This is a genomic window from Bradyrhizobium sp. 27S5 (assembly GCF_037217225.1).
Lineage (GTDB): Bacteria > Pseudomonadota > Alphaproteobacteria > Rhizobiales > Xanthobacteraceae > Bradyrhizobium > Bradyrhizobium septentrionale.
Map to the genome: position 1 here is coordinate 6,799,487 of NZ_CP147714.1, position 23,719 is coordinate 6,823,205.

Annotated in this window: 22 protein-coding genes; 12 read left to right on the forward strand and 10 right to left on the reverse strand. The window is 64.3% G+C overall.

Annotation, left to right across the window (positions count from 1 at the left end; genetic code table 11):
* Positions 1–9: 9 nt before the first annotated feature.
* From WDM24_RS32095 to WDM24_RS32110, 4 genes are read right to left on the reverse strand one after another with little or no spacing between them, the layout of a single operon-like run.
* On the reverse strand, positions 10–1,215 hold the full coding sequence (locus WDM24_RS32095) for a Xaa-Pro peptidase family protein (RefSeq protein ID WP_338828615.1): 1,206 nt from the start codon (positions 1,213–1,215) through the stop codon (positions 10–12).
* A 7-nt stretch (positions 1,216–1,222) separates the two neighbouring features.
* Positions 1,223–2,635, reverse strand: coding sequence for an MFS transporter (locus tag WDM24_RS32100; RefSeq protein ID WP_338828616.1), 1,413 nt, complete (start codon positions 2,633–2,635; stop codon positions 1,223–1,225).
* A 28-nt stretch (positions 2,636–2,663) separates the two neighbouring features.
* Positions 2,664–3,446 carry an alpha/beta hydrolase gene (locus WDM24_RS32105; RefSeq protein WP_338691452.1) on the reverse strand — a complete coding sequence of 261 codons (783 nt, stop codon included), beginning with the start codon at positions 3,444–3,446 and terminating at the stop codon, positions 2,664–2,666.
* An 11-nt stretch (positions 3,447–3,457) separates the two neighbouring features.
* Entirely contained in the window at positions 3,458–5,077 is a 1,620-nt protein-coding gene (locus WDM24_RS32110; protein WP_338691453.1) for an FAD-dependent monooxygenase, read from the reverse strand.
* A gap of 109 nt (positions 5,078–5,186) precedes the next feature.
* On the opposite strand from WDM24_RS32110, the gene WDM24_RS32115 reads away from it, so the two are divergent.
* The 8 genes from WDM24_RS32115 to WDM24_RS32150 all read left to right on the forward strand — a co-directional run bounded on the left by WDM24_RS32115 (position 5,187) and on the right by WDM24_RS32150 (position 12,242).
* Positions 5,187–6,083, forward strand: coding sequence for a LysR family transcriptional regulator (locus tag WDM24_RS32115; RefSeq protein WP_338691454.1), 897 nt, complete (start codon positions 5,187–5,189; stop codon positions 6,081–6,083).
* Positions 6,084–6,357: 274 nt separating this feature from the next.
* Complete coding sequence (locus WDM24_RS32120) at positions 6,358–7,725, forward strand: aromatic ring-hydroxylating dioxygenase subunit alpha (RefSeq protein WP_338828617.1); 1,368 nt, start codon at positions 6,358–6,360, stop codon at positions 7,723–7,725.
* Complete coding sequence (locus tag WDM24_RS32125) at positions 7,725–8,240, forward strand: aromatic-ring-hydroxylating dioxygenase subunit beta (protein WP_166298380.1); 516 nt, start codon at positions 7,725–7,727, stop codon at positions 8,238–8,240. Before WDM24_RS32120 ends, WDM24_RS32125 begins: the two co-directional genes overlap by 1 nt.
* A 9-nt stretch (positions 8,241–8,249) precedes the next feature.
* Positions 8,250–8,573 (forward strand): non-heme iron oxygenase ferredoxin subunit, encoded by a 324-nt coding sequence (locus WDM24_RS32130; protein ID WP_338828618.1) that lies wholly within the window; start codon positions 8,250–8,252, stop codon positions 8,571–8,573.
* Between the two features lie 36 nt (positions 8,574–8,609).
* Positions 8,610–9,923 carry an MFS transporter gene (locus WDM24_RS32135; RefSeq protein ID WP_166298381.1) on the forward strand — a complete coding sequence of 438 codons (1,314 nt, stop codon included), beginning with the start codon at positions 8,610–8,612 and terminating at the stop codon, positions 9,921–9,923.
* Positions 9,920–10,513: a MarR family winged helix-turn-helix transcriptional regulator gene (locus WDM24_RS32140; protein ID WP_338828620.1), complete on the forward strand. Its 594-nt coding sequence runs from the start codon at positions 9,920–9,922 to the stop codon at positions 10,511–10,513. Before WDM24_RS32135 ends, WDM24_RS32140 begins: the two co-directional genes overlap by 4 nt.
* Positions 10,514–10,660: 147 nt before the next feature.
* Positions 10,661–10,942, forward strand: a complete 282-nt coding sequence (locus tag WDM24_RS32145; protein WP_029083651.1) for a hypothetical protein — start codon at positions 10,661–10,663, stop codon at positions 10,940–10,942.
* Positions 10,943–11,288: 346 nt separating this feature from the next.
* On the forward strand, positions 11,289–12,242 hold the full coding sequence (locus tag WDM24_RS32150; RefSeq protein WP_166298383.1) for an AraC family transcriptional regulator: 954 nt from the start codon (positions 11,289–11,291) through the stop codon (positions 12,240–12,242).
* 50 nt (positions 12,243–12,292) lie between these two features.
* On the opposite strand, the gene WDM24_RS32155 is transcribed toward WDM24_RS32150, so the two are convergent.
* On the reverse strand, positions 12,293–13,150 hold the full coding sequence (locus WDM24_RS32155; protein ID WP_338828621.1) for a DUF2066 domain-containing protein: 858 nt from the start codon (positions 13,148–13,150) through the stop codon (positions 12,293–12,295).
* Positions 13,151–13,349: 199 nt separating this feature from the next.
* Here WDM24_RS32155 and WDM24_RS32160 point away from each other — a divergent pair, with 199 nt between their 5' ends.
* Positions 13,350–14,363: an NAD(P)-dependent alcohol dehydrogenase gene (locus tag WDM24_RS32160; RefSeq protein ID WP_338828622.1), complete on the forward strand. Its 1,014-nt coding sequence runs from the start codon at positions 13,350–13,352 to the stop codon at positions 14,361–14,363.
* Between the two features lie 12 nt (positions 14,364–14,375).
* Here WDM24_RS32160 and WDM24_RS32165 read toward each other — a convergent pair whose 3' ends face one another.
* Entirely contained in the window at positions 14,376–15,149 is a 774-nt protein-coding gene (locus WDM24_RS32165; RefSeq protein WP_338828623.1) for an enoyl-CoA hydratase-related protein, read from the reverse strand.
* A 123-nt stretch (positions 15,150–15,272) separates the two neighbouring features.
* Between WDM24_RS32165 and WDM24_RS32170 the strand changes: the two genes are divergently transcribed.
* Positions 15,273–16,862 carry a gamma-glutamyltransferase gene (locus WDM24_RS32170; protein ID WP_338828624.1) on the forward strand — a complete coding sequence of 530 codons (1,590 nt, stop codon included), beginning with the start codon at positions 15,273–15,275 and terminating at the stop codon, positions 16,860–16,862.
* Between the two features lie 981 nt (positions 16,863–17,843).
* On the opposite strand, the gene WDM24_RS32175 is transcribed toward WDM24_RS32170, so the two are convergent.
* The gene (locus WDM24_RS32175) at positions 17,844–18,929 is read right to left on the reverse strand and encodes a GAF domain-containing sensor histidine kinase (protein WP_338832486.1); all 1,086 of its coding nucleotides are present in this window, start codon (positions 18,927–18,929) and stop codon (positions 17,844–17,846) included.
* 416 nt (positions 18,930–19,345) lie between these two features.
* On the opposite strand from WDM24_RS32175, the gene WDM24_RS32180 reads away from it, so the two are divergent.
* Together WDM24_RS32180 and WDM24_RS32185 are read left to right on the forward strand one after the other, a co-directional pair.
* Positions 19,346–19,747: a PaaI family thioesterase gene (locus WDM24_RS32180; protein ID WP_338828625.1), complete on the forward strand. Its 402-nt coding sequence runs from the start codon at positions 19,346–19,348 to the stop codon at positions 19,745–19,747.
* Between the two features lie 2 nt (positions 19,748–19,749).
* Positions 19,750–20,739: a dienelactone hydrolase gene (locus WDM24_RS32185; protein WP_338828626.1), complete on the forward strand. Its 990-nt coding sequence runs from the start codon at positions 19,750–19,752 to the stop codon at positions 20,737–20,739.
* Positions 20,740–20,746: 7 nt separating this feature from the next.
* Here WDM24_RS32185 and WDM24_RS32190 read toward each other — a convergent pair whose 3' ends face one another.
* The 3 genes from WDM24_RS32190 to WDM24_RS32200 form a co-directional block, all read right to left on the reverse strand.
* Positions 20,747–22,039, reverse strand: a complete 1,293-nt coding sequence (locus WDM24_RS32190) for an FAD-binding oxidoreductase (protein ID WP_338828628.1) — start codon at positions 22,037–22,039, stop codon at positions 20,747–20,749.
* A 229-nt stretch (positions 22,040–22,268) separates the two neighbouring features.
* Positions 22,269–23,000 (reverse strand): amino acid ABC transporter ATP-binding protein, encoded by a 732-nt coding sequence (locus WDM24_RS32195; RefSeq protein ID WP_338691467.1) that lies wholly within the window; start codon positions 22,998–23,000, stop codon positions 22,269–22,271.
* Positions 22,997–23,650, reverse strand: a complete 654-nt coding sequence (locus tag WDM24_RS32200; RefSeq protein WP_338828629.1) for an amino acid ABC transporter permease — start codon at positions 23,648–23,650, stop codon at positions 22,997–22,999. Before WDM24_RS32200 ends, WDM24_RS32195 begins: the two co-directional genes overlap by 4 nt.
* Positions 23,651–23,719 lie beyond the last annotated feature (69 nt).

Sequence of the window (23,719 nt, forward strand, 5' to 3'; positions counted from 1 at the left end):
ATCGACCATCTACGCGTTGGAACGCGTCGCATTCCATTCCCGGCCATGGTCACCGGGGGCTTCCCAGCCCGTCTCAGAGACGATCAGCGTGTCCTCGAGCTTGATGTAGCCGCGCGCCGGATGCAGCAACGCGGTTTCGACCGAAATCACCATCCCGCTTTCGAGCGGCCGATCGGCATCGTACGGCGGATAAGGGACCGGGCCGGTGGCAGTCAGGCGCGGCGCTTCATGACTGACTAACCCAATTCCGTGCGCGGTGAAGTCAAGCACGGCACGATGGGGAGACGATTTGACGGCGGCCTCGCCTGACGCAATCACATCGCCCCCCATGACGCCCGGCCGGATGATGCGGCGCGCGGCCTGCTGGATGTCCTCGATCTCCTGCAGCAATTCGCGAAGCTCGCTGTCGGGCTCCCCCAGGATGCCCATGCGGCTGAGGTCGCCGATATATCCCCGGTAGTTTCCTCCGGAATCGATCGAGATCACATCGCCTTCCGCGAGACGCTGGCTCGACGGCGCACGGTTGTGGCTCTTTCCCGCGGCGATCAGGCAATACTCGAAGACGAGGTCGCGTTCCTGTTCCTCGCGCCGCAGACGAGCGACGACATCGTTCTTGGTTATACCCGGTGCACAGTTCTTGAACGTCACCAGCATCGCATCGACGACCCGTTCGGACGCTTCCCTGATCAGCGCGAGTTCGGCGGGAGACTTCACGGCACGAAGGCGTTCGAGCGTGAAGTGGGCCTCGCGGAGCTCGACCTCGTCGAGGCCGGCGATCAGATGATCCCTGGCGTCAGCCGGCAGAAAGCCTGCCTCGACGCCGACGCGCTTTGTCCCGCCCCCGAGCTTCCGCACATGATCGATCGCAAGCCCGATCGCATCGATCGTGCCCCAACTGCCGGTTTTGACAATCGGCGCCGCTATCCGCCCAAGTTCATGCTCGAACTTTTCCATGCCGTTCCCGATGTAGATGGAATTGTCTCGATGTCCCTTCTGATAGACGAACACCGGCAGATAGCGGCTGGTGCCGATCGCCTCCATGACGTCGAAGAAGAAGAAACGATAGCCACCAAGGAGATATTGCACATTGTGCCGCGAGGTCGCGATCAGCACGTCAATGCCCGCCTCCTCCATCAGCCGATCGAGTTTTGCGGTGTTGAACGGCGCCGCTGTTGCGATCGGTTCGAGCGCATTGTCCATGGTCTGACCTTCCATCTTCCACTCACGCTGCCGTTTTTGCCGCCAGCGGCTTCGCTGCAGCGTTTGAACCGGCGTTTTCACCAAACAGGGCCACCGGGCGCCCATGCGGCTCGACGCCGAGGAAAGTGAAGGCAAGCCCGATCAAGAGGCCCGCGCCGGCAAGAAAGAAGAACGCCGGCCTCACCGCCGAGGCGGTCGCGCCTGGATGCACCAGATTGTCCGCACCGGCGATCAAGGCGAGGCACAGCGGCCCGACGATCTTGCCAACCCCGTTTGCGAGCTGGGCAAGGCCGACCGCACGTCCCGAAAGTTGCACCGGAAAGATCTCCGCGGGATAAGGCCCGATGTTCGAGAACCCGCCGTCGAAGAACACGGCGCCGACAATCAGGAACACCAGGAACAGCGGGACGGAACCGGCAAAGTCATTGTGAAAATAGGCGGCCAGTGCCAGCGAAACGGCGGTGCCATAGCCCATCAGCTGGCCGCAGGGCTTGCGACCGATCCGATGCGCCAGGAACGCGAAACTGGTGCGGCCAAGGACACCGGCAAGGCTGACGTAGATGAACATCTTCGCTGCATCCTGCGGCGCGACACCGAGCAGCAGCGCCACGATCGTCGGTCCCCACAGGAACACGCCGTAGTTCGCCGTGCTGGCGCCGAACCAGATCAGGACCGTCAGCCAGAAGCGCCGCTGTTCGGCAAAGAGATCGGCAAATGTCGCGGAGTTCGCCGGCGGCAGCGTGGGCAGGACGAACGCATCGCCGCCGACCCGATAGAGTTTTCGGATACTCGCCTGCGCCTCGCGCACGCGGCCCTTGCTGATGAGCCAGCGCGGCGATTCCGGCATGATGATCATGGTCAGAATCCCGAGGATGATCGGCAAGAAGCCGACTGCCGCCAATCCGCGCCAGCCAACCAATGGCAGCAGGAAGCTCGCCGTGACCGACGCGGCGAGCACGCCAAAGGCGACCGGAACGACCACGAGGCTCGTGACCAGCGTGCGGTGGCGGGTCGGCGCAAATTCGACGATGGCAGGAACCGCCGCTGCCGCGCCGGCGGCAAGGCCGAAGCCCACGAAGAAACGCAGGATCGCAAAGGCAACCCAGCCGTCTTCCGGAATCAACGCGATCGCGCCCGAACTCACGCCGCACAGCAGAACACCGGCAACCGCCAGCGGCTTGCGCCCGAAGCGATCGGCGAGGAATCCGGAAGCGAACGCCCCGAGCATCGCCCCGATCCCGGCGCTCATCAGCATGATCGAGGTTTGCCCGAACGTCAGATGCCATTTCGGCGCCAGCACCGAGACCAGAAATCCGACCACAAAGAAATCGAAGAAGTCGACCACGCCGGTGACGGCGAAGATGATGATCGATAGCCAATAACGCGTCGTCACCGGCGCCTCGTCGAACGACACTGCGCTCACTTGCTCAGCCATGGTCTCCCCCTGTCGTTGTCAAGCCGTCTTATTGTTTTGAATGCAGAAATGCTGTCACTGCCTCCGCCACCCGCTCGGGGGCCTGGATCGACGCGACGTGGCCGACGTCCGCGATGGTCTTGGTCTCAACGCATGCAAGATCGCAGGCGAGCGCAAATGTCTCGGCATTCGGGATCAGCCGGTCGTCGCTGCCTGCCAGCAGGAGCGTCGGACGATCGAAGTTGGCCAGATCGGCGGCGACGGGCTGCGCCAGCAGCGCGCCACGCCGCGCCTTCTGGCCGTCGTCGCGGCTCGAGCCCCGGAAGATGTCGATCAGTTCGGGCCGCGCGCGCAGGTAATCCGGCGGAAAGAAGAACTCCGCAATCTTCGGTGCGTTGGCTATGGTGTCCGCGCGGTAGGACGCGAGCGTGCGGAACGCAGCCGCATTGACGTCGAGCGGACTCTTGTTGACCTTCCAGGTGCTGCTCAGGATCAGGCGGTCGATCCTGCCGGGATGCCGGGCCGCCAGCATTTGCGCGATCAGGCCACCCAGCGAGGTTCCCATGACATGGGCATGATCGTAGCCAAGCCCCTCGATCAAGGCCGCGGCATCATCGGCCAGATCGGCCAGCGAATAGGGCGACGGAGGATTTCTGGTGGCGCCGGAATCGCGCTGGTCATAGGCGATCACGGTGAAATGCGCGGCCAGCAGAGGCGCAAGGCCGTCGAACATCGAATGATCGGCCTCACCGCCATGCAGCAGCAGAAGCGGCTCACCACGTCCGGTTTTCTCATATGCCGTGACGACGCCATAGGCTTCGAACGATTGCATTGGAGCCCCCGCTAATGCAGCAGCGTTGAAAGCGCGCCGGCCAATTCCTTCGCCGGATCCGACGGCAGCCACGGCATGCGCCACGCCACATGCCCATCGGGGCGCACCAGCACGGCGCCGCGCATGCCCAGCTGGAATCCGTCCGCCGGGTCGGCCGCCGGCAATTGCTTCAACGCGAGCGGCAAGCCGGTCTTCTCGGAGACTTGCTTTCCTGCCTCCAGCCATTCGCTGCCGAGCGGCCCCGTGACGACGGTGAACTCCTTGTCGAACCAGTCGAGCGTCGATTTCTTGCGCGACGGTTCGAGCCACATATGCGGAAAGCGCGCGCCGGGACGGTCCGTCGGCGTGTAGTAGCGGGAGTTCAGCGCCTTCGCGACGGTGCCATCGGGGATCACCGCGCCCTCCTCGTAATTGTGGCCGAGGTTCTGGCCGATGCTGTGCAGATGATTGTCCATATCGTTGATCCAGAACTTGATCCGGTCCGGATTCCGCGATCGCACGGCGTCGTCGGTCAGCCCAAATCGCAACCTGTTCCCATAGCTGAAATTGGCATTGGACTGCGCGATCGGGCGGCGCTCGCTGGAATAGCTGTCGAGCAACTTCTCATCCGCCAAGCCCTTCAGCACGAAGGCAAGTTTCCAGGCGAGATTGTGTGCGTCCTGAACGCCGGAGTTCAGGCCAAAGCCGCCGGTCGGCGGAAAACGGTGCGCGCAGTCGCCGACCAGAAACACCCTCCCCTTCCGAAAGGTCTCGGCCACCTGCATGCTGACGCGCCAGATCGAGCGGTTCAGAAGCGTGACATCGAGGTCGGGAATGCCGACATGGCCGCGCGCGATCTCGATGAACTCCTGGTCGGTCCACGGCCGCTCGCGATCGTCCTTGGTCTGGCCGATTTGGGTCACGGTCAACCAGCGATCCCTGCCATTGGTGTTCAGGATGCCGGCGCGCGGCAGATCGGGCCTGTCCGGGATGATGATGAAGCCGGCGGCCTCGCGCGCGATCGGCAGCCGCGACAGGTCGGCACGCCAATACTCGTTCGACATCACCGCCAGCGTGGGCGGTCCGACCATGTCGATCCCGGCGCTGCGTCGGGTCTGGCTGCCGGCGCCATCGGCGGCGATCAAATAGGTCGCCGTCCACTGCGTCACCTCGCCGGTCTTTTCGCAACGTGTCGTGACGCTGACGCCGCTGTTGGTCTCCTCGAACGATTCACAGGCGGTGTTGAACAGGACCGTGGCGTGTTTGGACTTCTCTACCACCCGCAGAATTTCTTCCTCGACGGCGTCCTGGGCGACGAGGCTCTTCCAGGCGGGGGTATGGCCGACATTCGGTTCGGGACGGGTGCGGCCGAATTCGTGACCTGCGATGCTGTCGAGGAACACGAACATGTCGGAATTGTCCTGCAGGCCGCGGTCGCGGATCGCCTGCTCGATCCCCCACTGCCGGAAGATCTCCATGGTGCGGACCCAGCAGCCGCGCGACTTGGGATGATCTGTCGTCGTCGGGCTCTTCTCGACCACCACGCAGTCGATGCCGAAGCGATCGAGCAGCAGTGACATCGCAAGGCCGACCGGCCCGCCGCCGGCGATGAATACTGACGTCTGGCGTGCCTCGTCGGTGGCGATACCCATCCTCGTCTCTCCTCCGTTTGATCGTTGGCAGGAGACTGCTCTCTTTTTGGTATCTCACAAGAATACGTTTGATATGGTCTCCATCTCGATTTGAGATGGAGCCCTCATCATGGACTTGCGGCAGATTCGCTATTTCGTCGCCGTCGCCGAGCGTGGCGGCTTCGCCGCCGCAGCGAGCACGCTGAATGTCGCCCAGTCGGCGCTCAGCCGCCACGTCAAGGAACTCGAGAACGAATTGGGCGGCGCGTTGCTCGAGCGCGGTGCGCGCGGTGTCTCCGTCACCGAATCCGGCAAGGTGCTGCTCGCGCGAGGGCGCTGGCTGCTTGGCACAATCGACGACATCAAGGCCGAAGTGCGCACGGAGAACCGCGAGCCCAGCGGTACCGTGCGGATCGGCGCGCCACCGAGTCTCGGCGACATCCTCTACGCACCGCTTGCCCAGATATTCGTGAAGCAGTTTCCGCGCGTGCGGCTGGAGTTGAGTGAGGGCCTGACGGAGAACGCATCCGACCGCCTGTTACGGGGTGAGCTCGATCTGGCGATCGTGACGACGCCCTCCCCCAACGATCACCTCGACTATGAAACGCTGGTTGTCGAGCAGGTGTTCCTGATCGGTCCGTCGCGCGATCCGCTGCTGAAGCGCGGCAAACTCACCCGCAAGGAGTTCGACGCCCTGCCATCGGCTATCGCCCCGCTCAGCCGCAACCCGTTCCCGTCGACCATGCTCTGCGCAGTACGGGTCGACAACAGCACCCCAATGAAGCGCATGGTGGCCTCGGGCCTCGGCTATGCCTTGCTGCCCTTCTCCGGAATTCACCAGGAAGTGGCTGCAGGAAGCCTTTCGGCGGCGCTGTTGCCGTGGATGCGCGCCGAGCGCGTGCTGGCGCTGCCGCGCGGGCGGCCGGTCAGCCGGGCAACACGTGAAGCGATTGCCGCGCTGAAGAAGATCTGCCGCGCCCTGATCGATGAGGGAATTATCCTGACCGCGCCGGCGCGCAAAGCCTGAGCGCTCCTCACCACTCCGGACGACCTGCTCATTCCGCACTGCGGCCGTCCGGGCAGGCCACGTTTGCTGCACCACCGCGTCCAACTCCGGTCTCGGCGAACCAATCGGCTTGACGATAGTTGTCATGACAACTATAGAGTCGTTCCAAGATTGGCGATCAAGCCGGCTATTCCCGCTGCGAAGGACGGGAGCCGTGAAGCTGCAATGATGCCGCGGGCGACCTCGGGTTCGTCCGCTCCTTGCGCATCCGGCGGTACGTCGAAGGGAGGACGTGATGAGCGCTGCTTCGCAGAACCATGTGCTGAGCGAGATTTCTCGGCTCGTCGACGACCGGCCTGCCGAGCGCGTCTTCGAGGTCGATCGCCGGGTCTTCACCGATCCCGCCGTGTTCGACGCCGAGCTACGCCATATCTTCGAGGCCACGTGGAATTTCATCGGCCTGGAATCCCAAATCGCTCGGCCCAACGACTTCGTCACCACGCATATCGGCCGGCATCCGATTCTGGTGATGCGGGGCGCCGACGGAAAAGTCGGCGCATTCCTCAACACCTGCCGGCATCGCGGAACGATCGTCTGTCCCTTCAAGCAGGGCCGGCAGAAGTTCCATGTCTGCCGCTATCACGGCTGGGCCTACGATTCGAGCGGCCGCAACATCTCCGTGACGGAGGAAGCGAGCGGGCAGTATCCGCCGTCCTTCTCGAAACAGAACCATGACCTGCTCCCGGTTGCACGTCTTGGCTCGTATCGCGGCTTCCTGTTCGCGAGCCTGTCGGCCGACGTTCCGCAGCTGGAAGAGTTTCTCGGCGACACCCGCGCCTTCCTCGACCTCATCATCGACCAGAGCGACAGCTGCGAGGTCGAGTTCGTGCCGGGCGCCAGCACCTATACGTTCGACGCGAACTGGAAGCTGCAGTTCGAGAACGGTCTCGACTACTATCATTTCGCGACCACCCACAGCTCCTACGTCGATATCCTGAAGAAGCGCAATGCCAGCGCCGGACCGGACGCCGGCTTCACTGCAGAGCCGGAGGGCGAGCAGGAAGGCCAAGGCAGCTTCAGCTTCGATTACGGCCACGCCGTCAACTGGTCGATCAAGCGCACCCAGCTCTATGGCCGGCCGCTCGGCATGGATCCGGCGCGTCTCGATGCCGTGCGACAGCGCGTCGGCAGCACCCGGGCGAAGTGGATGCTTCGCCAGCGCAACCTCACGATCTTTCCGAACCTGCAGGTGATCGACATCCTCTCCGCGCAGGTGCGGACCTGGCGGCCGCTGGCGCCTGACAAGACCGAGATGGTGTCGCATTGCCTGGCTCCGGTCGGCGAAAGCGCCGCGGCGCGCACGCTTCGGATTCGCAATTACGAGGACTTCTTCAACGCCTCCGGGCTCGCCAGCTCCGACGACAACGTGATGTATGAATTCTGCCAGACCGGCTACGACGCGGCGACCGCAGCTCCGACGCAAGGCTATCTGCGCGGCGTCGCAGACGTCGGCCGCGGCGAGAGCGCGCATACGCGCGAGCTCGGCATCACCCCGTCCGAATGGTCGTTCGGGCCCACCAGCTTCGGCGGCGAGACGAATTTCCATCCCGGCTACCGCGAGTGGCGCAGGCTGTTGCGGCACGCCGCGGGGGAGACGGCGTGATGGCAGCCGCTGCAATCAGGGAAACCGATGCCCACGCGATCGCATCCGCGACCATCTTCCGCGAGGCCCGCCTGCTCGACGCCGGCGAATGGGCCGATTGGGTCGCGATGTACTGCGAGGATGCCGTCTACTGGGTGCCGGCATGGCTCGACGAATACAGCACCACCAATGATCCCAACACGCAGGTCTCGCTGCTCTATCACGATGCCCGGCGTGGCCTGGAAGAGCGGATCGGGCGCATCGAGTCGCGCAAATCAATCACCGCGCTGCCACTGCCGCGCACGGTGCACCAGATCTCGAACCTGGAAGCGTCCGAAGCCGGACCTGAACAAATCATTTGCCACGCGGTGTTTTCCGTCCACGTCTACGACCCGCGCGTGGCAAAGGAGCATCTGCGCCACGGACGCTATCAGCACACGCTGCGACGTGAAGGCGAGACCTGGAAGATCGCGCGCAAGATCATCACGCTGGTCAATGACCGCGTCCCGACCGTTCTCGATTTCTACAGCATTTGAGAGGGCACAATGGCAGACCAAGGAATCTGGCACGCGGCCGCAACACTCGGCGAGCTGAACGAAGGCGAACCATACGGCGTCGAAATCGCCGGCCACCACATCGCGCTCTATCGCGTCGGCAGCGAGTATTACGCCACGAGCAACATCTGCACCCATGAGGAGGCGCTGCTGTCCGACGGCGTTCTGGACGGTTGCGAGATCGAATGCCCGCTGCATATGGGCCGCTTCGACATCAAGACCGGCGAGGCGCTGACCAGTCCGGTCGAGATCGACATCCAGACCTATCCGGTGCGCGTGGCAGGCGACCGGCTGGAGGTCTGCCTGCCCGCATAAGGCGACCATCAACAAAAAGAATCGGGGGAAACCGGGATGACCGAAGTCGTGATGGACAAGGCGGCGATAACGACCGCCGATCCGGAGATCGAACGCACCACGATCCGCAAGGTCGCGCTGCGCCTGATGTGGTTCGTGATGGCGATGTACTTCCTCGCCATTCTCGACCGCGGCAACATCTCCTTTGCCGCGCTGCAAATGAACAAGGAGCTCGGGCTCAATGCCGAGATGTTCGGCATCGCGGTCGGCATCATGTACTTCACTTATTCCATCTTCGAGATCCCGAGCAACCTCATCCTCAGCAAATACGGCGCACGCGTCACGCTGACGCGGATCGCGATCCTCTGGGGCATTGCCACGGTGCTGATGGCCTTCACGCAGGGCCCGCTCAGCCTCTATGCATTCCGCGGCTTTCTCGGCTTTGCCGAGTCCGGCCTGTTTCCCGGCGTGATGCTGCTGCTGAGCCTGTGGTTTCCGTTCAGCTACCGCGCCCGCTACAATGCGATGTTCAATTATGCGGTGCCGATCTCCTACATTTTCGCCTCGCTGATCTCGGGCGCCATCCTCGAGCTGAATGGGACGTTCGGCATCTCCGGCTGGAAATGGCTGTTCATCCTCGAAGGCCTGCCGCCCATCGTTCTGGGGATCGTCGGCATCTTCTATCTGACCGACCGGCCGCAGCAGGCGAGCTGGCTGTCGACCGCGCAACGCAACTGGCTGATCGGCGCGCTCGAGCGCGACGCCAAGGCAACCGGCGTGGTGCATGCCGAGGGCGTGCTCAAGACCATCACCAAGCCGATGGTGCTGCTGTTCGGCCTGTGTAATTTCGGCCTGTTCTGCGGGCTGGCGTCGCTGTTTCCCTGGCTGCCGCAAATCATCAAATCCTTCGGCCTGCCGAATTCGCAGGTCGGTTTCGTGACCGCGATCCCTCCGGTCGCCGGCCTGATCGGCATGATCGTGTTGTCGCGGCACTCCGATCATGTCGGCGAGCGCTTCTATTATGCCGCGATGACCTTCGTGATCGCCGCATCGGGCTTCGCAATTGCCGCCTTTTCAACGTCGCCGCTCTGGATCATCATCGGTTTCATGGTTGCCAATGTCGGTGTCTATGGTACGCAAGCCGTGTTCTGGACTATCCCGCAGTCCTACATGTCGCGGCAGAGCGCGCCGGGCGCGATCGGCCTGGTCAGCACCATCGGCAGCATCGGAGGCGCGACGATCCCGATCGTGATCGGACGCGCCAAGGACGCCTCCGGCAGCTTCACCACCGGATTCCTCGTGGTGACGAGCGTGCTCCTCGTCGCGGCGGTGCTGGTCCTGATCGCACGCTCTCAACTCGTAAAAGAATGAAAAGCCGGACCGCCACACCTCGTAGCAGAGCCCCCGACCAGCGTCGCGCCCCGCGCGAGGACGCGCGCTCGGAACTGGTGATCGACTTCGAGCGCTACGTGCCGACGGTGCTGTCGAGCCTGGTCGCGAAGCTGCGTGCCAATGCCAATGCCTTCTTTCCGCAAGCCTACGGCGTATCGCTCGCGGAATGGCGGGTGCTGTCCTTTCTCAGGGAGCACGAACCGGCCAGCGCTTATGACATCTGGACCAACGCGCAACTGGACAAGGCGGTCGTCAGCCGCGAGACGACGTCGCTCAGAAAGAAGGGGCTGATCGAGCTGACGCCGGTCCGAGGCAGCGCCCGAAACCGGACCGAGATCCGGCTGACCAGACTCGGCGTGGCGCTGCTCGACCGCAGCCTGGACGAGATCCTGCGCCGCCACGGCAACCTCACGGCCGGCCTCGACACCAGGGCACTGGACGCCTTCTTCCGCGTCGTGGCGCATATCGAGCAGCGCATTCCCCACATGGGCGATCCGTCGGACAATGCCATGCCGGCCCATGCGCCGGTCAAACGCCTTGCGAAGCGCAGGCCGCCAACCGGCGCCTAGCGGCGGTGGCCCGAGAGCGCGGCGGCCGAGCGGACCTAAATTCTGGTCATCCACCGCCGGGTGCATGAAGGAACCGGCCGTAATTTATGTTTCAGTAAGCAAGTTGTAGCTAGGATCGACGCGTACGTTGCGTATGGGAGACTTCCAGTGATCGACTTTGACGAACTTCGTAGTATCGCCGCGGATGTTCGTATCTTCATCGACGCTTCGGAAGACAAGGGCGGCGCCTTGAAGGCCATCGTCGAGGCCTACGATGTCGTGCTGGGCATTTTCCCGGCCGGCCCGGGAATGGACCTTCACGTGGTCAAGGGCACTGAGGTCCTCAATCATATTGCGCAGACCCAGGCCTCGTCCGGCTTTACGCATACCGCGATCGCATTCCAGACCCGTGAGCAGGCTGTTGCGCTTGAGCAACTGATGGCGGCCTAGCCACTGGAGCTTCACGCTCCCGTGACGGGCATCGCATTTCGCTTTGAGATCAAGCGATTGCCTGACGCGCTGCCCGTTTGACGCGCACCCTTCGCCAATCTTGACGCCAATCCTGTCCTCAAGGCGCCGTCGCAGCGCAAAGACGCGCCAAGCGCGTCAATCCGGCGCCATCGTCCGCATTGCTTCGCAGCGCAAAACGAGCGAAAATCCGCACGTTTGTAGAACGAGATCATGGTCTCGCCACGCGAATCAAATCAATCTGGGCAAGTTGTCGCGGGCGCACTTTCTTCTGACGTCGAGTACTTGGTATTCGTGAACTAATCGCGCTACAGTTGTGGGCGTGGATATGGGCGAGCACCTGACGGTTAGCACCGGCGAGCTCGACGGCTTCGAGGGACTTCACGACGCCGTCAAAGGTTCGCATGTCGAGGTCATGCAGCTTGAGCGCGGCAGGCTGCGCGGCACGCTGTCTCATGTCGGGATCGGCAATTTTTCGCTCAGCATCGGCGCGTTCAATGTCGGGGTTCGCACCCAGCGCACGTCCGCCGATGACAAGCTGATCATCGGAATGCTGCTGAACGCCACCGACCGCGTCACGCATTGGGCTTTCGACATGCAGCCGGCCGACGTGCTGGTGATTCCTCCATCGGTCGAGCATGACGGCGTGTTTCACAAGGCCTCGTCCTACGCCGCAATTCGCTTCGACATGGCGGATCTGCCCGACATATTCGGCGGTGACCCGCGGCTCGCCGATGCCGAAACATGGCAAGCGAAGAACCACTTTCGCGCCGACCCCGCGATCGGCATGGTCGGGGCGGACCGGCTGCCGCAGATCGTCTCGCATCTCGCCCGCTATCCGGACGCGCTGTCGGACGCGTCGGCCGAATTCTGGAAGCGCGCGATCGTCGACTGCGTGAGAGCGACGGCGATCACGTCGCTGCCTCCAGATGGATCGAGCTATCTGCCGTCGGCGATGAAGCTGGTCCGCCACGTCGAGGATTACCTGCACGCCGCGGGCGCCCGCCCCGTCCATGTCTCGGAAATCTGCGGCGAGCTTCGGCTGTCGCGACGCAGCCTGCACCGCGCCTTCCACGAAGTGTTCGGCGTCGGCCCGGTAACGTTCCTGCGCTACAAGCGGCTCTGCACGGTTCGCGAGATCCTGCGCGAAAGCACGCCGGACCAGACCACGGTGTCCAGGGTTGCGATCGAACAGGGCTTCATCGAACTCGGGCGCTTCTCGCAATACTACCGCGCGATGTTCGGGGAATACCCGTCGCAGACGCTCGGCTACGCCGGCTAGAACGATCAGCCCGCGCTCAAGCGCGATGACGGCACCAGGCTCGCGCAAGCTCATTTCGACCGCCCCGGATCGCCATTATCAGACAGCACCTGCGCCGCGCCGCCGACGCCGCGGCGGAAGGCTTCGTCGAAGGTGACGCCGCGGACCTGCCATTTGTAGTCCTTGCCGCGCCACGCCATCTGCCATTGCGTGGCCCAGCCGAGATCCTTGTCGTCCCAGACCAGCCGTCCGACCAGCGTGGCCTCGCCGCCCTGCGCCGCGACGATCGAGGTCAGCTTCGCCGGCGGCACTTTCAGGAGCTCGGCTGCGGTGACGTTGGCGCTCGTCAACGCGGCCGCGCTTGGCAGCACAAAGCGCATGCCACGCTTGCCGGCCGCGGCTACGAGCGCGTCGCGCTGCAGATCGGACTGCGTCCCGTCCGCGGTGACGACGTAATCCTTCGGGCCGTGATGCATCTCGGTGAACACGCCGAGCACCGGCCGCTGCGACCGCCACGGCTTGAGGCCGAGCTTGCCGAGAATGCCGTCGATCTTCTTGTCGTCGAAATCCACCGTCAGATCATAAGGCCGGTCGCGGGTGCCCTGCTCGTCATGATGCGGCTTGCCGGCATACTGGTCGTGATAGTCGAAGCCACTGACGAATTCTTTTGCTTTCGATTTGTACGCCGCAAGCCGGCGATCGCCTGCCAGCATCGGCTGCCCAGAGACCTTGATCAGGACGTCCTCGAGACATGCACCGAAGCCGATGATGCGGTTCGGCTCGCCCTGGCCGGTGACGACGGTCTGCGCGCGGTAGAGGCTGTCGTCGGCCGCAGCCACCGCGCCACCGCAACAGATCAATGCAGCGGCAAGTAGCGCGCGTGCGAACGTGGCAATCAGATTGCGCTTCGTCTCAAGCAAGGCAGCCATGGTCACCTCCGCTCGGTCACGTCATTATCGGCTCAGATTGGTATTTTTCGGCAGCGTCAACGCGTCCGGACATGGGCGCCATTGCATCGGCCGCTCCACACGCTCTGGCCACGCACGACGGGGCTGGCATATGCTGAGCGGATGCGCGGCGGCGCCGGGAGCGCTGCCCATCACAACAACATCCAGCAGGAGACGCCCCATGAAATGCTATGAGTTGCAAGGCCCCGGTGGCGTCGACGCGTTGGCGCTGGTCGACAAGCCGGTTCCGCAAGCCGGTCCGGGCGAAGTCCTGGTACGCCTGAAGGCCGCGACACTGAACTATCGCGACCTGCTCACGGTCAAGGGCGGCTACGGCTCGCGCCAGAAATTCCCGCTGGTGCCGGTGTCCGACGGCGCGGGTATCGTCGAGGCGGTCGGCGCCGGCGTGAAGACTTTCGCGGCCGGCGATCGCGTGATCGGCAGCTTCTTCGAAAGCTGGCTCGGCGGCGAACCGAGCGAGGCACGAATGCGCGCGGCGCTCGGCGGCAGCGTCGACGGCGTGCTGACCGAGTACCGGGTATTTCCGGCGCATGCGCTGGTGCGCACGCCGGACCATCTCAGCGACATCGAGGCTGCCGCGCTGCCCTGCGCCGGGCTCACGGCGTGGAGCGCGGTGGTCAAGCTCGGCGACATCAAGCCGGGACAGACCGTGCTGACCCAGGGTACCGGCGGCGTCTCGCTGTTCGCGCTGCAATTCGCCAAAATGTGCGGCGCCCGCGTCATCGCGACCTCGTCCAGCGACGCCAAGATCGCGCGGCTGAAGCAGTTCGGCGCAGATGTCACGCTCAACTACAAGACCACGCCCGATTGGGGCAAGAAGGCGCGCGAGCTGACCGGGCGCGGCGTCGATCTCGTCGTCGAGGTCGGCGGCGTCGGCACGCTGAACGAGTCGATCCGCGCCACCAGGATCGGCGGCACCATCGCCTTCATCGGCGTGCTCGCGGGTCCGGCCTCTTCCGACACCAGACTGCCGCTGATGGTGATGCAGCAGCAGCGGCTGCAGGGCGTCACCGTCGGCTCGATCGAGGACCTGCAGGCGCTGTGCGACGGCATCAGCATGCACGGTGTCAAGCCCGTGATCGACAAGGTGTTCGCCTTCGACCAGGTCAAGGACGCGTTCGCCCACATGGCGAGCGGCGCGCATTTCGGCAAGGTCGCGATTGCAATCGGGTAGGACCGCCAAGGCCTAGCGTCCCGTGAACTGCGCCTTGCGCTTCTCGACGAAGGCCTGGCGGCCTTCCCTCGCGTCGGCGCTTTCGCGGATCACCGACTGCAGCTCGATCTCGCGGCGGAATTGGTCGGCGTAACTCGCGTGCTCGCTCTCCTCGAGCAGCTGGCGCGTCGCGACCAGCGCGCGCGTCGGTCCGTCGGCGAGACGGCGGGCGAGCGCCTTCGCCTCGTCGAGCAGTCTTGCGTCATCGACGACCTCGCGCACCAATCCCCACTCCTTGGCTCGCTCGGCCGACAACGGCTCGTTCAGCAGCATCAGGTCGAGCGCGCGCTGGCGGCCGATCAGGCGCGGCAACAGCCAGGTCGAGCCGAGATCGGGCACCAGGCCGATCCGGCTGAACACCTGGATGAAGCTCGCCGAGCGCGCCGCCAGGATGATGTCGCCGGACATCGCGAGGCTGAAGCCGCCGCCGGCCGCAACGCCGTTGACCGCGACCACGACCGGCAGGCTGCATTCGCGCAAGGCGCGCATCGCCGGCCAGTAATGCGTCATCACGCCGGTCACGATGTCGTTGCCGAGCGACTGGAACGCCTTGAGGTTCTGCCCCGAGCAGAAGCCGCGCCCCTCCCCGGTCAGGACCAGCGCGCGGATGCCCGTATCGCGGGTCATCTCGCCGACGGCGGCTGCGAGATCGCCGAGCAATTCCGGTGTCATGGCGTTCAGGCTTGCGGGGTCGTCAAGCGTCAGGATGCCGACCTTGCCGTCCCGTTCGCGCTTCACTGCGGTCATTTTCCTCTCCCTGGAATTGCTTGTTATTGAGCTTCTTGTGCCGCTCTCTTGCGCTTACTGTGCCATGCTTGGCATGCTACGCCAACGTGCCCCGCCCGCAACAAGAACAGCGAAAGCAACGCCATGTTCGACCAGTTCTCCAACTCGCAAGTGATCCGCAAGCCCGCCGTCAGCGCCAAGGGCGGCATCGTCGCCGCGCAGTCGCGCAAGGCGGCCGAAGTCGGCGCGGAGGTATTGGCAGCGGGCGGCGATTGCGTCGACGCCGTGATTGCAACCACGTTTGCCCTCGGCGTGCTGGAGCCCTGGATGAGCGGCGCCGGCGGCGGCGGCGCCATGGTGCTGTACCGCGCCAAGGAAAACCGCGTCGAGGTGATCGACTACGGCATGCGCGCGCCGGACGGCCTCCGCCTGGAGGATTATCCGCTGACCGGCGGCGCGGCCTCCGACCTGTTCCCCTGGGCGCGGGTCAAGGACGACCGCAATCTGCACGGCCCCGGCTCGATCGCCGTGCCCGGCGTCGTCGCCGGCATGGAGGAGGCGCATCGCCGCCACGCCAAACTGCCGTGGAAGGAGCTGCTGGCGCCGAGCGTCAAGCTCGCCGGCGAGGGCCTGCTGGTCGATTGGTGGACCACCGCGATGATCGCAAGCTCGGCCATCGATCTGCGGCGCTATCCTGCCAGTGCCGCGGCCTATCTGCTGGATGGCCTGCCGCCGAATGCGCCGTGGGGCATCAAGTCGAGCGTCCGCATGCCGCAGGACAAGCTCAAGGCTTCGATGGCGCAACTCGCCGCGGCCGGTCCGCGCGATTTCTACGAGGGCGATCTGGCGCGCAGCATCGCCGACGACATCCAGGCTGCCGGTGGTGCGCTGTCGGTGCGCGATCTCGCGTCGTTCCGCGCCCATCTGCGCGAGCCGCTCAGGATTCCCTATCGCGGCGGCACGGTCTATGCGACGCCGGAGATGACCGCGGGTCCGACCATGGCGCGCACGCTCGGCCTGCTGCAGAAGGCGTTCGAACCTGCACAAGGCGGTCCGGATGCGGCCGCCTATACGGCTTACGCCGAGGCGCTGCAGGCCGCCTATCGCGAACGGCTGAAGGAGATGGGCGACATCGACGGCCGTCGCGCGCTCGGCGCGGAAGCGGTCGCACCGGCCTGCACCACGCATTTCTCGGCGGTCGACCGCGACGGCAACATGGCGGCGGTGACACAGACCCTGCTGTCGAATTTCGGCTCGCGATTCGTGACGCCGAACACCGGGCTGACCATGAACAACGGCATCATGTGGTTCGATCCGACGCAGGGCGCACCGAACTCGCTGGCGCCCGGCAAGCGCTGCCTGACCAATTACACGCCGGTCGTGGCGGAAACAGCCGACGGTCGCCGGCTCGCCGCCGGCGCATCGGGCGGCCGCCGCATCCTGCCGGCGGTGTCGCAATTGCTCTCTTTCGTGATGGATTTCGGCATGGACCTCGACGCCGCGATCCATCAGCCGCGGATCGACGCCAGCGAAGGCAATGTGGTGATCGGCAATGTCAGGCTTCCCGCCGCCGTGCGCGACGCGCTGCGCGGCCGCTTCGACTTCGAGGAGGCCCGCACCCAGACCCTGCCGATGAAGTTCGCCTGCCCGAGCCTCGTGCTGCGCGACGGCACCACCAACAGCGGCGCCACCGAACCGTTCCAGCCTTGGGGCGATGCGGTGGCGGAGGGGTAGGAGCGCGGGCGGCACATCAAATTCGTCGTCCCGGCGGAAGCTACCAGACCCGTCATCCTGAGGAGCGCGGAACGCGCGTCTCGAAGGATGCACGGCCCGGCTAGTGGCCGATTCATCCTTCGAGACGCGCGCAAGAGCGCGCTCCTCAGGATGACGGTGATAGAGTTGAGTACGCGGAAATCGCCTCATCGTCATTGCGAGGAGCGTAGCTACGAAGCAATCCATCGCTGCGCATATGCGGAGAACTGGATTGCTTCGCTTCGCTCGCAATGACGGTGTGGGTTTCTGATTCAACTGTCAAACAGCTCGTTCGGTGTCATCACCCGCGCATGCGGGTGATCCAGTATTCCAGAGACGCCGGTGTCTGAGCCGAGAGGCCGCGGCGTACTGGATCGCCCGGTCGAGCCGGGCGATGACGGCTGTGGGTGGGACGCAGTTCCGCATTCTCGCGACGTAAATTGCCCGAGCTTTGCTCTTCATTTCACCCTCTTCGAACAGAGGGCGCAGGGAAAGCCGGGTGCCGATCGCACCCATGGGCCCCGAGCAAAGGGTAGAAAGCTCGGGGGTAGGACCACAGGTGTAACCGGAAACAACCCGGCTTTCCCTGCGCGATGGGTTACGGCTTACTTCGTGCTCTCCCCGGCGAGACTGGGCTTGTTTGTCACCGCCGTCGCAACACGCCTTCGCGTGTTGCGACGAGACACCTGCCGCTAGGGCGTCAGGACCACACGACTTCACCGTTCGCTTCGCGTGCTCTCGTCAGTCACACGCTCGGCGTCCACCGCATCCCACACCGCGTTCGTGACGACCGCGAAGCGCCCCTCGATCGGGTGAGACGGGCGAACCATATACCGAACTCCAATTCCGATAAATAGAAATATTTTTGCCGCGGGGGCTTGCGCCGTCGGGCAACTCAGTGATTGGCGTTTTCGCGATAGCGTCTCACGCGCGAGCCGGCTCAGGCGGCCGGGCGCAGTCGGATCAGCAGCGAGGTATCCGGAACGTGAATCGTGTTTCGGCAGCGGAGGACGTCACCTCAAGTGTGCCGCCGTGGGCGCGCGCAATTTCAGTGGCGATGTAGAGGCCCAAACCCAGACCTTCGTAGCTCGACTGGTGCGCAACGCGAAAGAAAGGTTGGAACAGCTTCTCGATGACAGCCGGAGAGATCGGTGCCCCGCCATTCGCGACCGACAATTCAAAGCCCTCGCTGTCGGCTACGGCGGACACCGTGATCGGTGAATTGCCATCGCCATGCTTCAGGGCATTGCCGACCAGGTTGGACAACAATTGCGCGATCCGGGCGGGATCGCAGTTGATGCCTCGATTGATGGCGAAGTCGGTTTGGACCACGCGATCAGGCCACGCCGCACGCAATTCATTCACGACCTGCTCAAGCGCCGGCAGCAATTGCGCGTCGGCGCTGCGCTTCAATTTGAAGCCGCCGCCGAGACGGACGCGTGCGAAGTCCATGACATCGTCGATCAGGGTCGCCATCCGCTTCACACTGTTCTGAAGCAACCCGACATAAGTCATCGACTTTTCGTTGAGCGGCTCCTTCAGCAACAGCCTCATGCCGGCATCGATCGAGGCGAGCGGATTGCGCAAATCGTGCGCGAGCACCGCGATAAACTGCTCGCGAAGCTCATCCGTCTGTCGGTGGCCCAGCAGCGCAGCCTCGCTGGTCGCGACCCTCTCCTGCGCCTGCAGGTGAAACGCGATCAGCGAAGCGAACAACTTGAACATGTTGACGACTTCCGACGTGTTCACTTTCGCCGGATGCGGATCGATCGCACAGAGCGTCCCGAAAAACGTGCCGTCGGCCAGGACGATCGGAATCGAGATGTAGCTCTGAAATCCATACATCGCCGGCGTGCGGTGGTCGCGAAAAGCCGGGTCCTCGGCAACGTGGTCGATGACAACCCCGTGTCCGCTCGCCCTTATCTCATCGCAGATCGTGGTCTGGACCTCCAGCTCACCGCCGGGCGCAAGTCCGAACGAGATGTTGTCCCGGACCGCGCACGCAATCCAGCGGCTTTCCGTGACCCGCGCCACCGCGGCAAAGCCCATGCCCGTGGTGCGGCACACGACGTCGAGGATGGTCGGAACCGCATCAATCCGGCCGATCGCGAGGATGTCGGCCTTCAGGTCAGCGGGGAGTTCGTTCGTCGCGGCGGCTGACGAATCTTTCAAGTCCGCTGCAATCAATTCGGAAATTCGGGCTTACTCCACGCAAACGCCGGGAACAGAAAATGCCCCATCGCGGGTCCCACACTAAGGGATAGTCAACAATCTCAAGATGGCCCGAAACTTCGACCGCTGTCCACATCAAAGATGGTTCCCGGCTCCTCCCGACCTTGGATCGCACCGACGTCGTGGCGGGCTTGTGCCGTCGGGCAACTCAGTGATTGGCATTTCGCGATGGTGCGCGGGGAGACATTGCAGGCCGCAAGCGGGCTGATACATTTGGCCGAACAACAACCGAGGTGACCGGCTTGAGTGATGCAAGTGCAGACGTGCCGCCCGGCGCTCAGCTCCTTGGGCGGGAGTGGCTGGGCTTCGACGGCGAAATCGCCTCGATCCGCTTCGCAGCGCAGCCTTTGTTCACCAATCGGCATGGAACGATCCAGGGCGGCTTCCTCGCGGCGATGCTGGATTCCGCTACAGGCCTCGGCGCCCTCGCAGCGCTTCCTTCAACCAAGACCGTGGTGACCAAAACCCTCACCACGCGGTTTCTCAAGCCGGCGCGCGTCGGTCCGATCACGGCCAAGGCCAAGGTCGCTGCGCAGAACGACCGCGACATGATCGTCGACGCCGATCTGATCGACGCTGACAATGTGACGGTTGCCAGCGCCACGGCCGAATTGCGGATTCTGGACAAGCGATAGCCATGCGTTGTGCTCCCTTCGTGTTAGCAACCCTGTTGTTGCTTGCGGTCTGCACGGCGCAGGCGGCCGGGCTACGGCGCTTCGACGTTCCCGCGGGCCCCGACGGGCCAGCGATCAGAGGGGGGGTATGGCATCCCTGCGCCGAGCCCCCGCACGAGATCGATGCCCGCGGCGGCAGATCCTTCTTCGGCGTGAACGACTGTCCGATCATGGGAGACAGACTGCCGCTCATCGTGATCTCGCACGGTCGGCGCGGATGGCTCGGTGGTCATCATGACGCCGCGGAGGCTCTGGCGGATGCCGGCTTCATCGTTGTGACGATCAATCATCCTGCTGATACCGAGCGCGACACCAGCGGCACCGACAGCCTTGCCGTCATGGTCGAGCGCCCCGCCGACATCAAGCGTTCGATCGACTACGCGCTCGGAGGCTGGCCGGACGCGGCACACATTGACGCCGGACGCATCGGTCTGTTTGGCTTTTCGTGGGGTGGCTACACTGGCCTCGCCGCGATCGGCGGTGAGCCCGATCTCCGCAAGGGCCTGCCGAACTGCCACACGTCGAACTTGCGGGCCTGCAAGGAGCTCGAAGAGGGAGAAAAGCCGAGCGGGCCGGTCGTCCATGATCCACGCATCAAGGCCGCGGTCATCATCGATCCCTATCCGGTGTTCGTCTTCCCGACGGAAAACCTCAAGAGCGTGACGATCCCGGTTCAGTTGTGGAGTTCCGACCCAGCACAGAACGCCGACGGCCTGTCCGGCTGCTGCGCTGCTGATGTCAAAGACAGGCTTCCGTCCAAACCCGACTATCATTTTGTGGGGGATGCAAAACACTTCTCATTCCTTGCCGTCTGCACGCCGAGAGAGACGAAGGAGAGTGCCCGCATCTGCACCGACGCGCCGGGCTTCGATCGGGTCGCGTTTCATCAGCGCTTGTACGCGGAAGCCGTTGCGTTCTTCAGAGCGCATCTGGGCAATGCTGGAACGCGATAGCGCGAAGCTACACCCCGAGCCTATCCCGCACCCGCCCCGTCAGCACCGCCGCAGTCACGCCGACGCGCCAGAACGCGTGCATCGGGATCGGCTTGATGCCCGTCATCGGCATGTCGATCTCGGCCTTGGGACCGCCGATCAGGCGGCGGGCAAGCTGCGCGCCCATCGCGGTCGAAAGCGCGACGCCGCGGCCGTTGCAGCCGAGCGAGATCAAGAAGTTCTCGGCGGGCTCGTGGACATGCGGATAATTATCGGCGGTGATGGCGAGGCGGCTGTTCCAGCCATGGGTCCAGCTGACGCCTTTGAGCTGCGGCCACAGCCGCTCAGCGTAGCGGATCAGATAGGAGATGTCGGACGGGCCCTTGATCCAGCGCATCGGGCCGCGGCCGCCCATCAAGAGCCGATTGTGCTGGTCGATGCGGTAATAGACCGTGATGTGGCCGCTCTCGTAGAGCACCGGCCGCGTCGGCATGATCGCGGCTGCGACCGCCTCAGACAGCGGCGCGGTCGCCGCGATCGACGAGAACACCGGCACGATGGTGCGGCGAAGCGCCGGCCACAGATCATCGGTAAAGCCATTGGTCGCGAGCAATACCTTGTCGGCATGCACGACCGCGCGCGGGGTCTCGATCCGCCAGCTTCCGCCGTCGCGGCGCAACGACAGCGCCGGCGTCTCGCCATGGACGGCGGCGCCGGCGCCGATCGCGGCACGCGCCAGGCCACGCGCATAGCTCAGCGGATGCAGGTCGCCGCCGCGCGCATCCAGCATCGCGGAGAGATAACGATCGCTGCCGGTCATCTCGCGCATTTCGGCGGCGTTGAGCAGTTTCACCGGCATACCGCGCCGGATGCATTGCTGTGCCGTCGTCGCGATCGCCGCCGCACTGGCCTCATTGTAGGCGGCGCGCAGCGTGCCGTTCTGCCGCGCCTCGCAGGGGATCTGGTAGCGGCGGATCAGCTCATGCGTGAAATTGGTGGTGCCGTAGGAGAAGTCGATCATGCGGCGGCCAAGATCGGCGCCGAAATCCTGCTCGATCTGATCGGGGTCGTGCTTCAGCCCGGGATTGGTCTGCCCGCCATTGTTGCCGGACGCGCCCCAGCCCGGCTCCTGCGCCTCCAGCACGGTCGCAAGCACGCCCTGCTCGGCGAGATGCAGCGCGGTCGAGAGACCAGTGAAGCCGCCGCCGATGATCGCGACCGGCACGCTCTTGTCCGATGTCAGCGGCGGTGTTGGCGTCGCCTCCACCGCGGTGTCGGCATAGAGGCTTGGCGGCAGCGGCAGGCGGGTGGGAGAGGTCATGCGGGTTACCAAACCAAGATGAGATGTTGTGGCGAAGACCGGAGCAGCCACGGGCTCCCCTTACCTCTCCCGCTTGCGGGGGAGGTCGGATTGCATCGCAGATGCAATCCGGGTGGGGGCTCTCTCCCCAATTTGACTCGCGGTGAGACCCCCACCCCAACCCTCCCCCGGAAGCGGGAGAGGGGGTGGAGTGCCGATGCGGCAGCAGCTCGATCGAACGACGTCATGATCACAGCGGATGCAGCACGCGGCGCAGAAAGTCCTGGGTGCGCGGGTGCTGCGGTTGGTTGAGAACGGATTTGGCGGCGCCCTGCTCGACGATGACGCCGCCGTCGATGAACAGCACGCGGTCGGCGACGTCGAGGGCAAAGCCCATCTCATGGGTGACGACCACCATGGTCATGCCGTCGTCGGCGAGCTTGCGCATCACCGAGAGCACCTCGCCGACCAGCTCCGGATCGAGCGCGGAGGTCGGCTCGTCGAACAGGATCGCCTTCGGCTGCATCGCGAGCGCCCGCGCGATCGCGACGCGCTGCTGCTGGCCGCCGGACAATTGCGGCGGGTGCACCTCGGCCTTGTCGGCGAGCCCGACCTGCGCGAGCAGTGCGCGGCCGCGCGCGACGGCCGCCTCGCGCGGCTCCTTCTTCACATAGAGCGGGCCCTCGATGACATTCTCGAGCGCGGTGCGGTGCGGGAACAGGTTGAAGCGCTGGAACACCATCGAGACCTGGGTGCGGATCGCCACGATCGAGCGGTCGCCCTGGTCGACGCGCGCACCCTCGACGCTGATCTCGCCGCGATCGTAGCTCTCGAGCCCGTTGATGCAGCGCAGGATAGTCGACTTGCCGGAGCCGGACGGGCCGATGATGCAGACCACCTCGCTCTTGGCGACCGAGGCGGTGATGCCCTTCAGCACCTCGACCTTGCCAAAGCTCTTGTGCACGTCGCGAAGCTCGATCATTTGCGGTTCGCCTTGTTCTCGAAGTGCCGAACCAGCAGGATGAGCGGAATACTCATGGTGAGGTACATCAGCGCCACCAGCGTGAACACGCTGGTGTTCTTGAAGGTCGAGGAGGCGATCAGCTTGCCTTGCAGCGCGAGCTCGGCGACCGTGATCGTGGACGCCTGCGAGGAATCCTTCAGCATCATGATCATGATGTTGCCGTAGGGCGGCAGGATGATCCTGACCGCCTGCGGCAGCACCACGCGGCGCATGGTGAGCCACCAGCCCATCCCGATGGTCTGCGCCGCCTCGATCTGCCCCTTGTCGATCGCCTCGATGCCGGCGCGGAAATTCTCCGCCTGATAGGCCGAATAGGCGATGCCGAGCCCGATGATCGCGGCCTGCAGCGCCGACAGCGCGATGCCGAAATCGGGCATCACGAAATAGATGTAGAACAGCAGCACGATGATCGGGATGCCGCGGATCACATTGATCAGCCCGGCGCTGAGGCCTGTGAGGATGCGAATGCCGGACACCCGCATCAAGGCCCACACCAGCCCGAGCGCGGTCGACAGCAACAGCGAGCCGATCGTGACGACGATGGTCAGCCAGACGCCCTGCAGCAGGATCGGCACGAACTCGACGGCATCGTGGAAGAATTTTTGCATCGGCTCAAACGTATCCAGTCCCGTCATGTGCTCGAAATATTATCTCCGTCACCCTGACGAGCGCGTAGC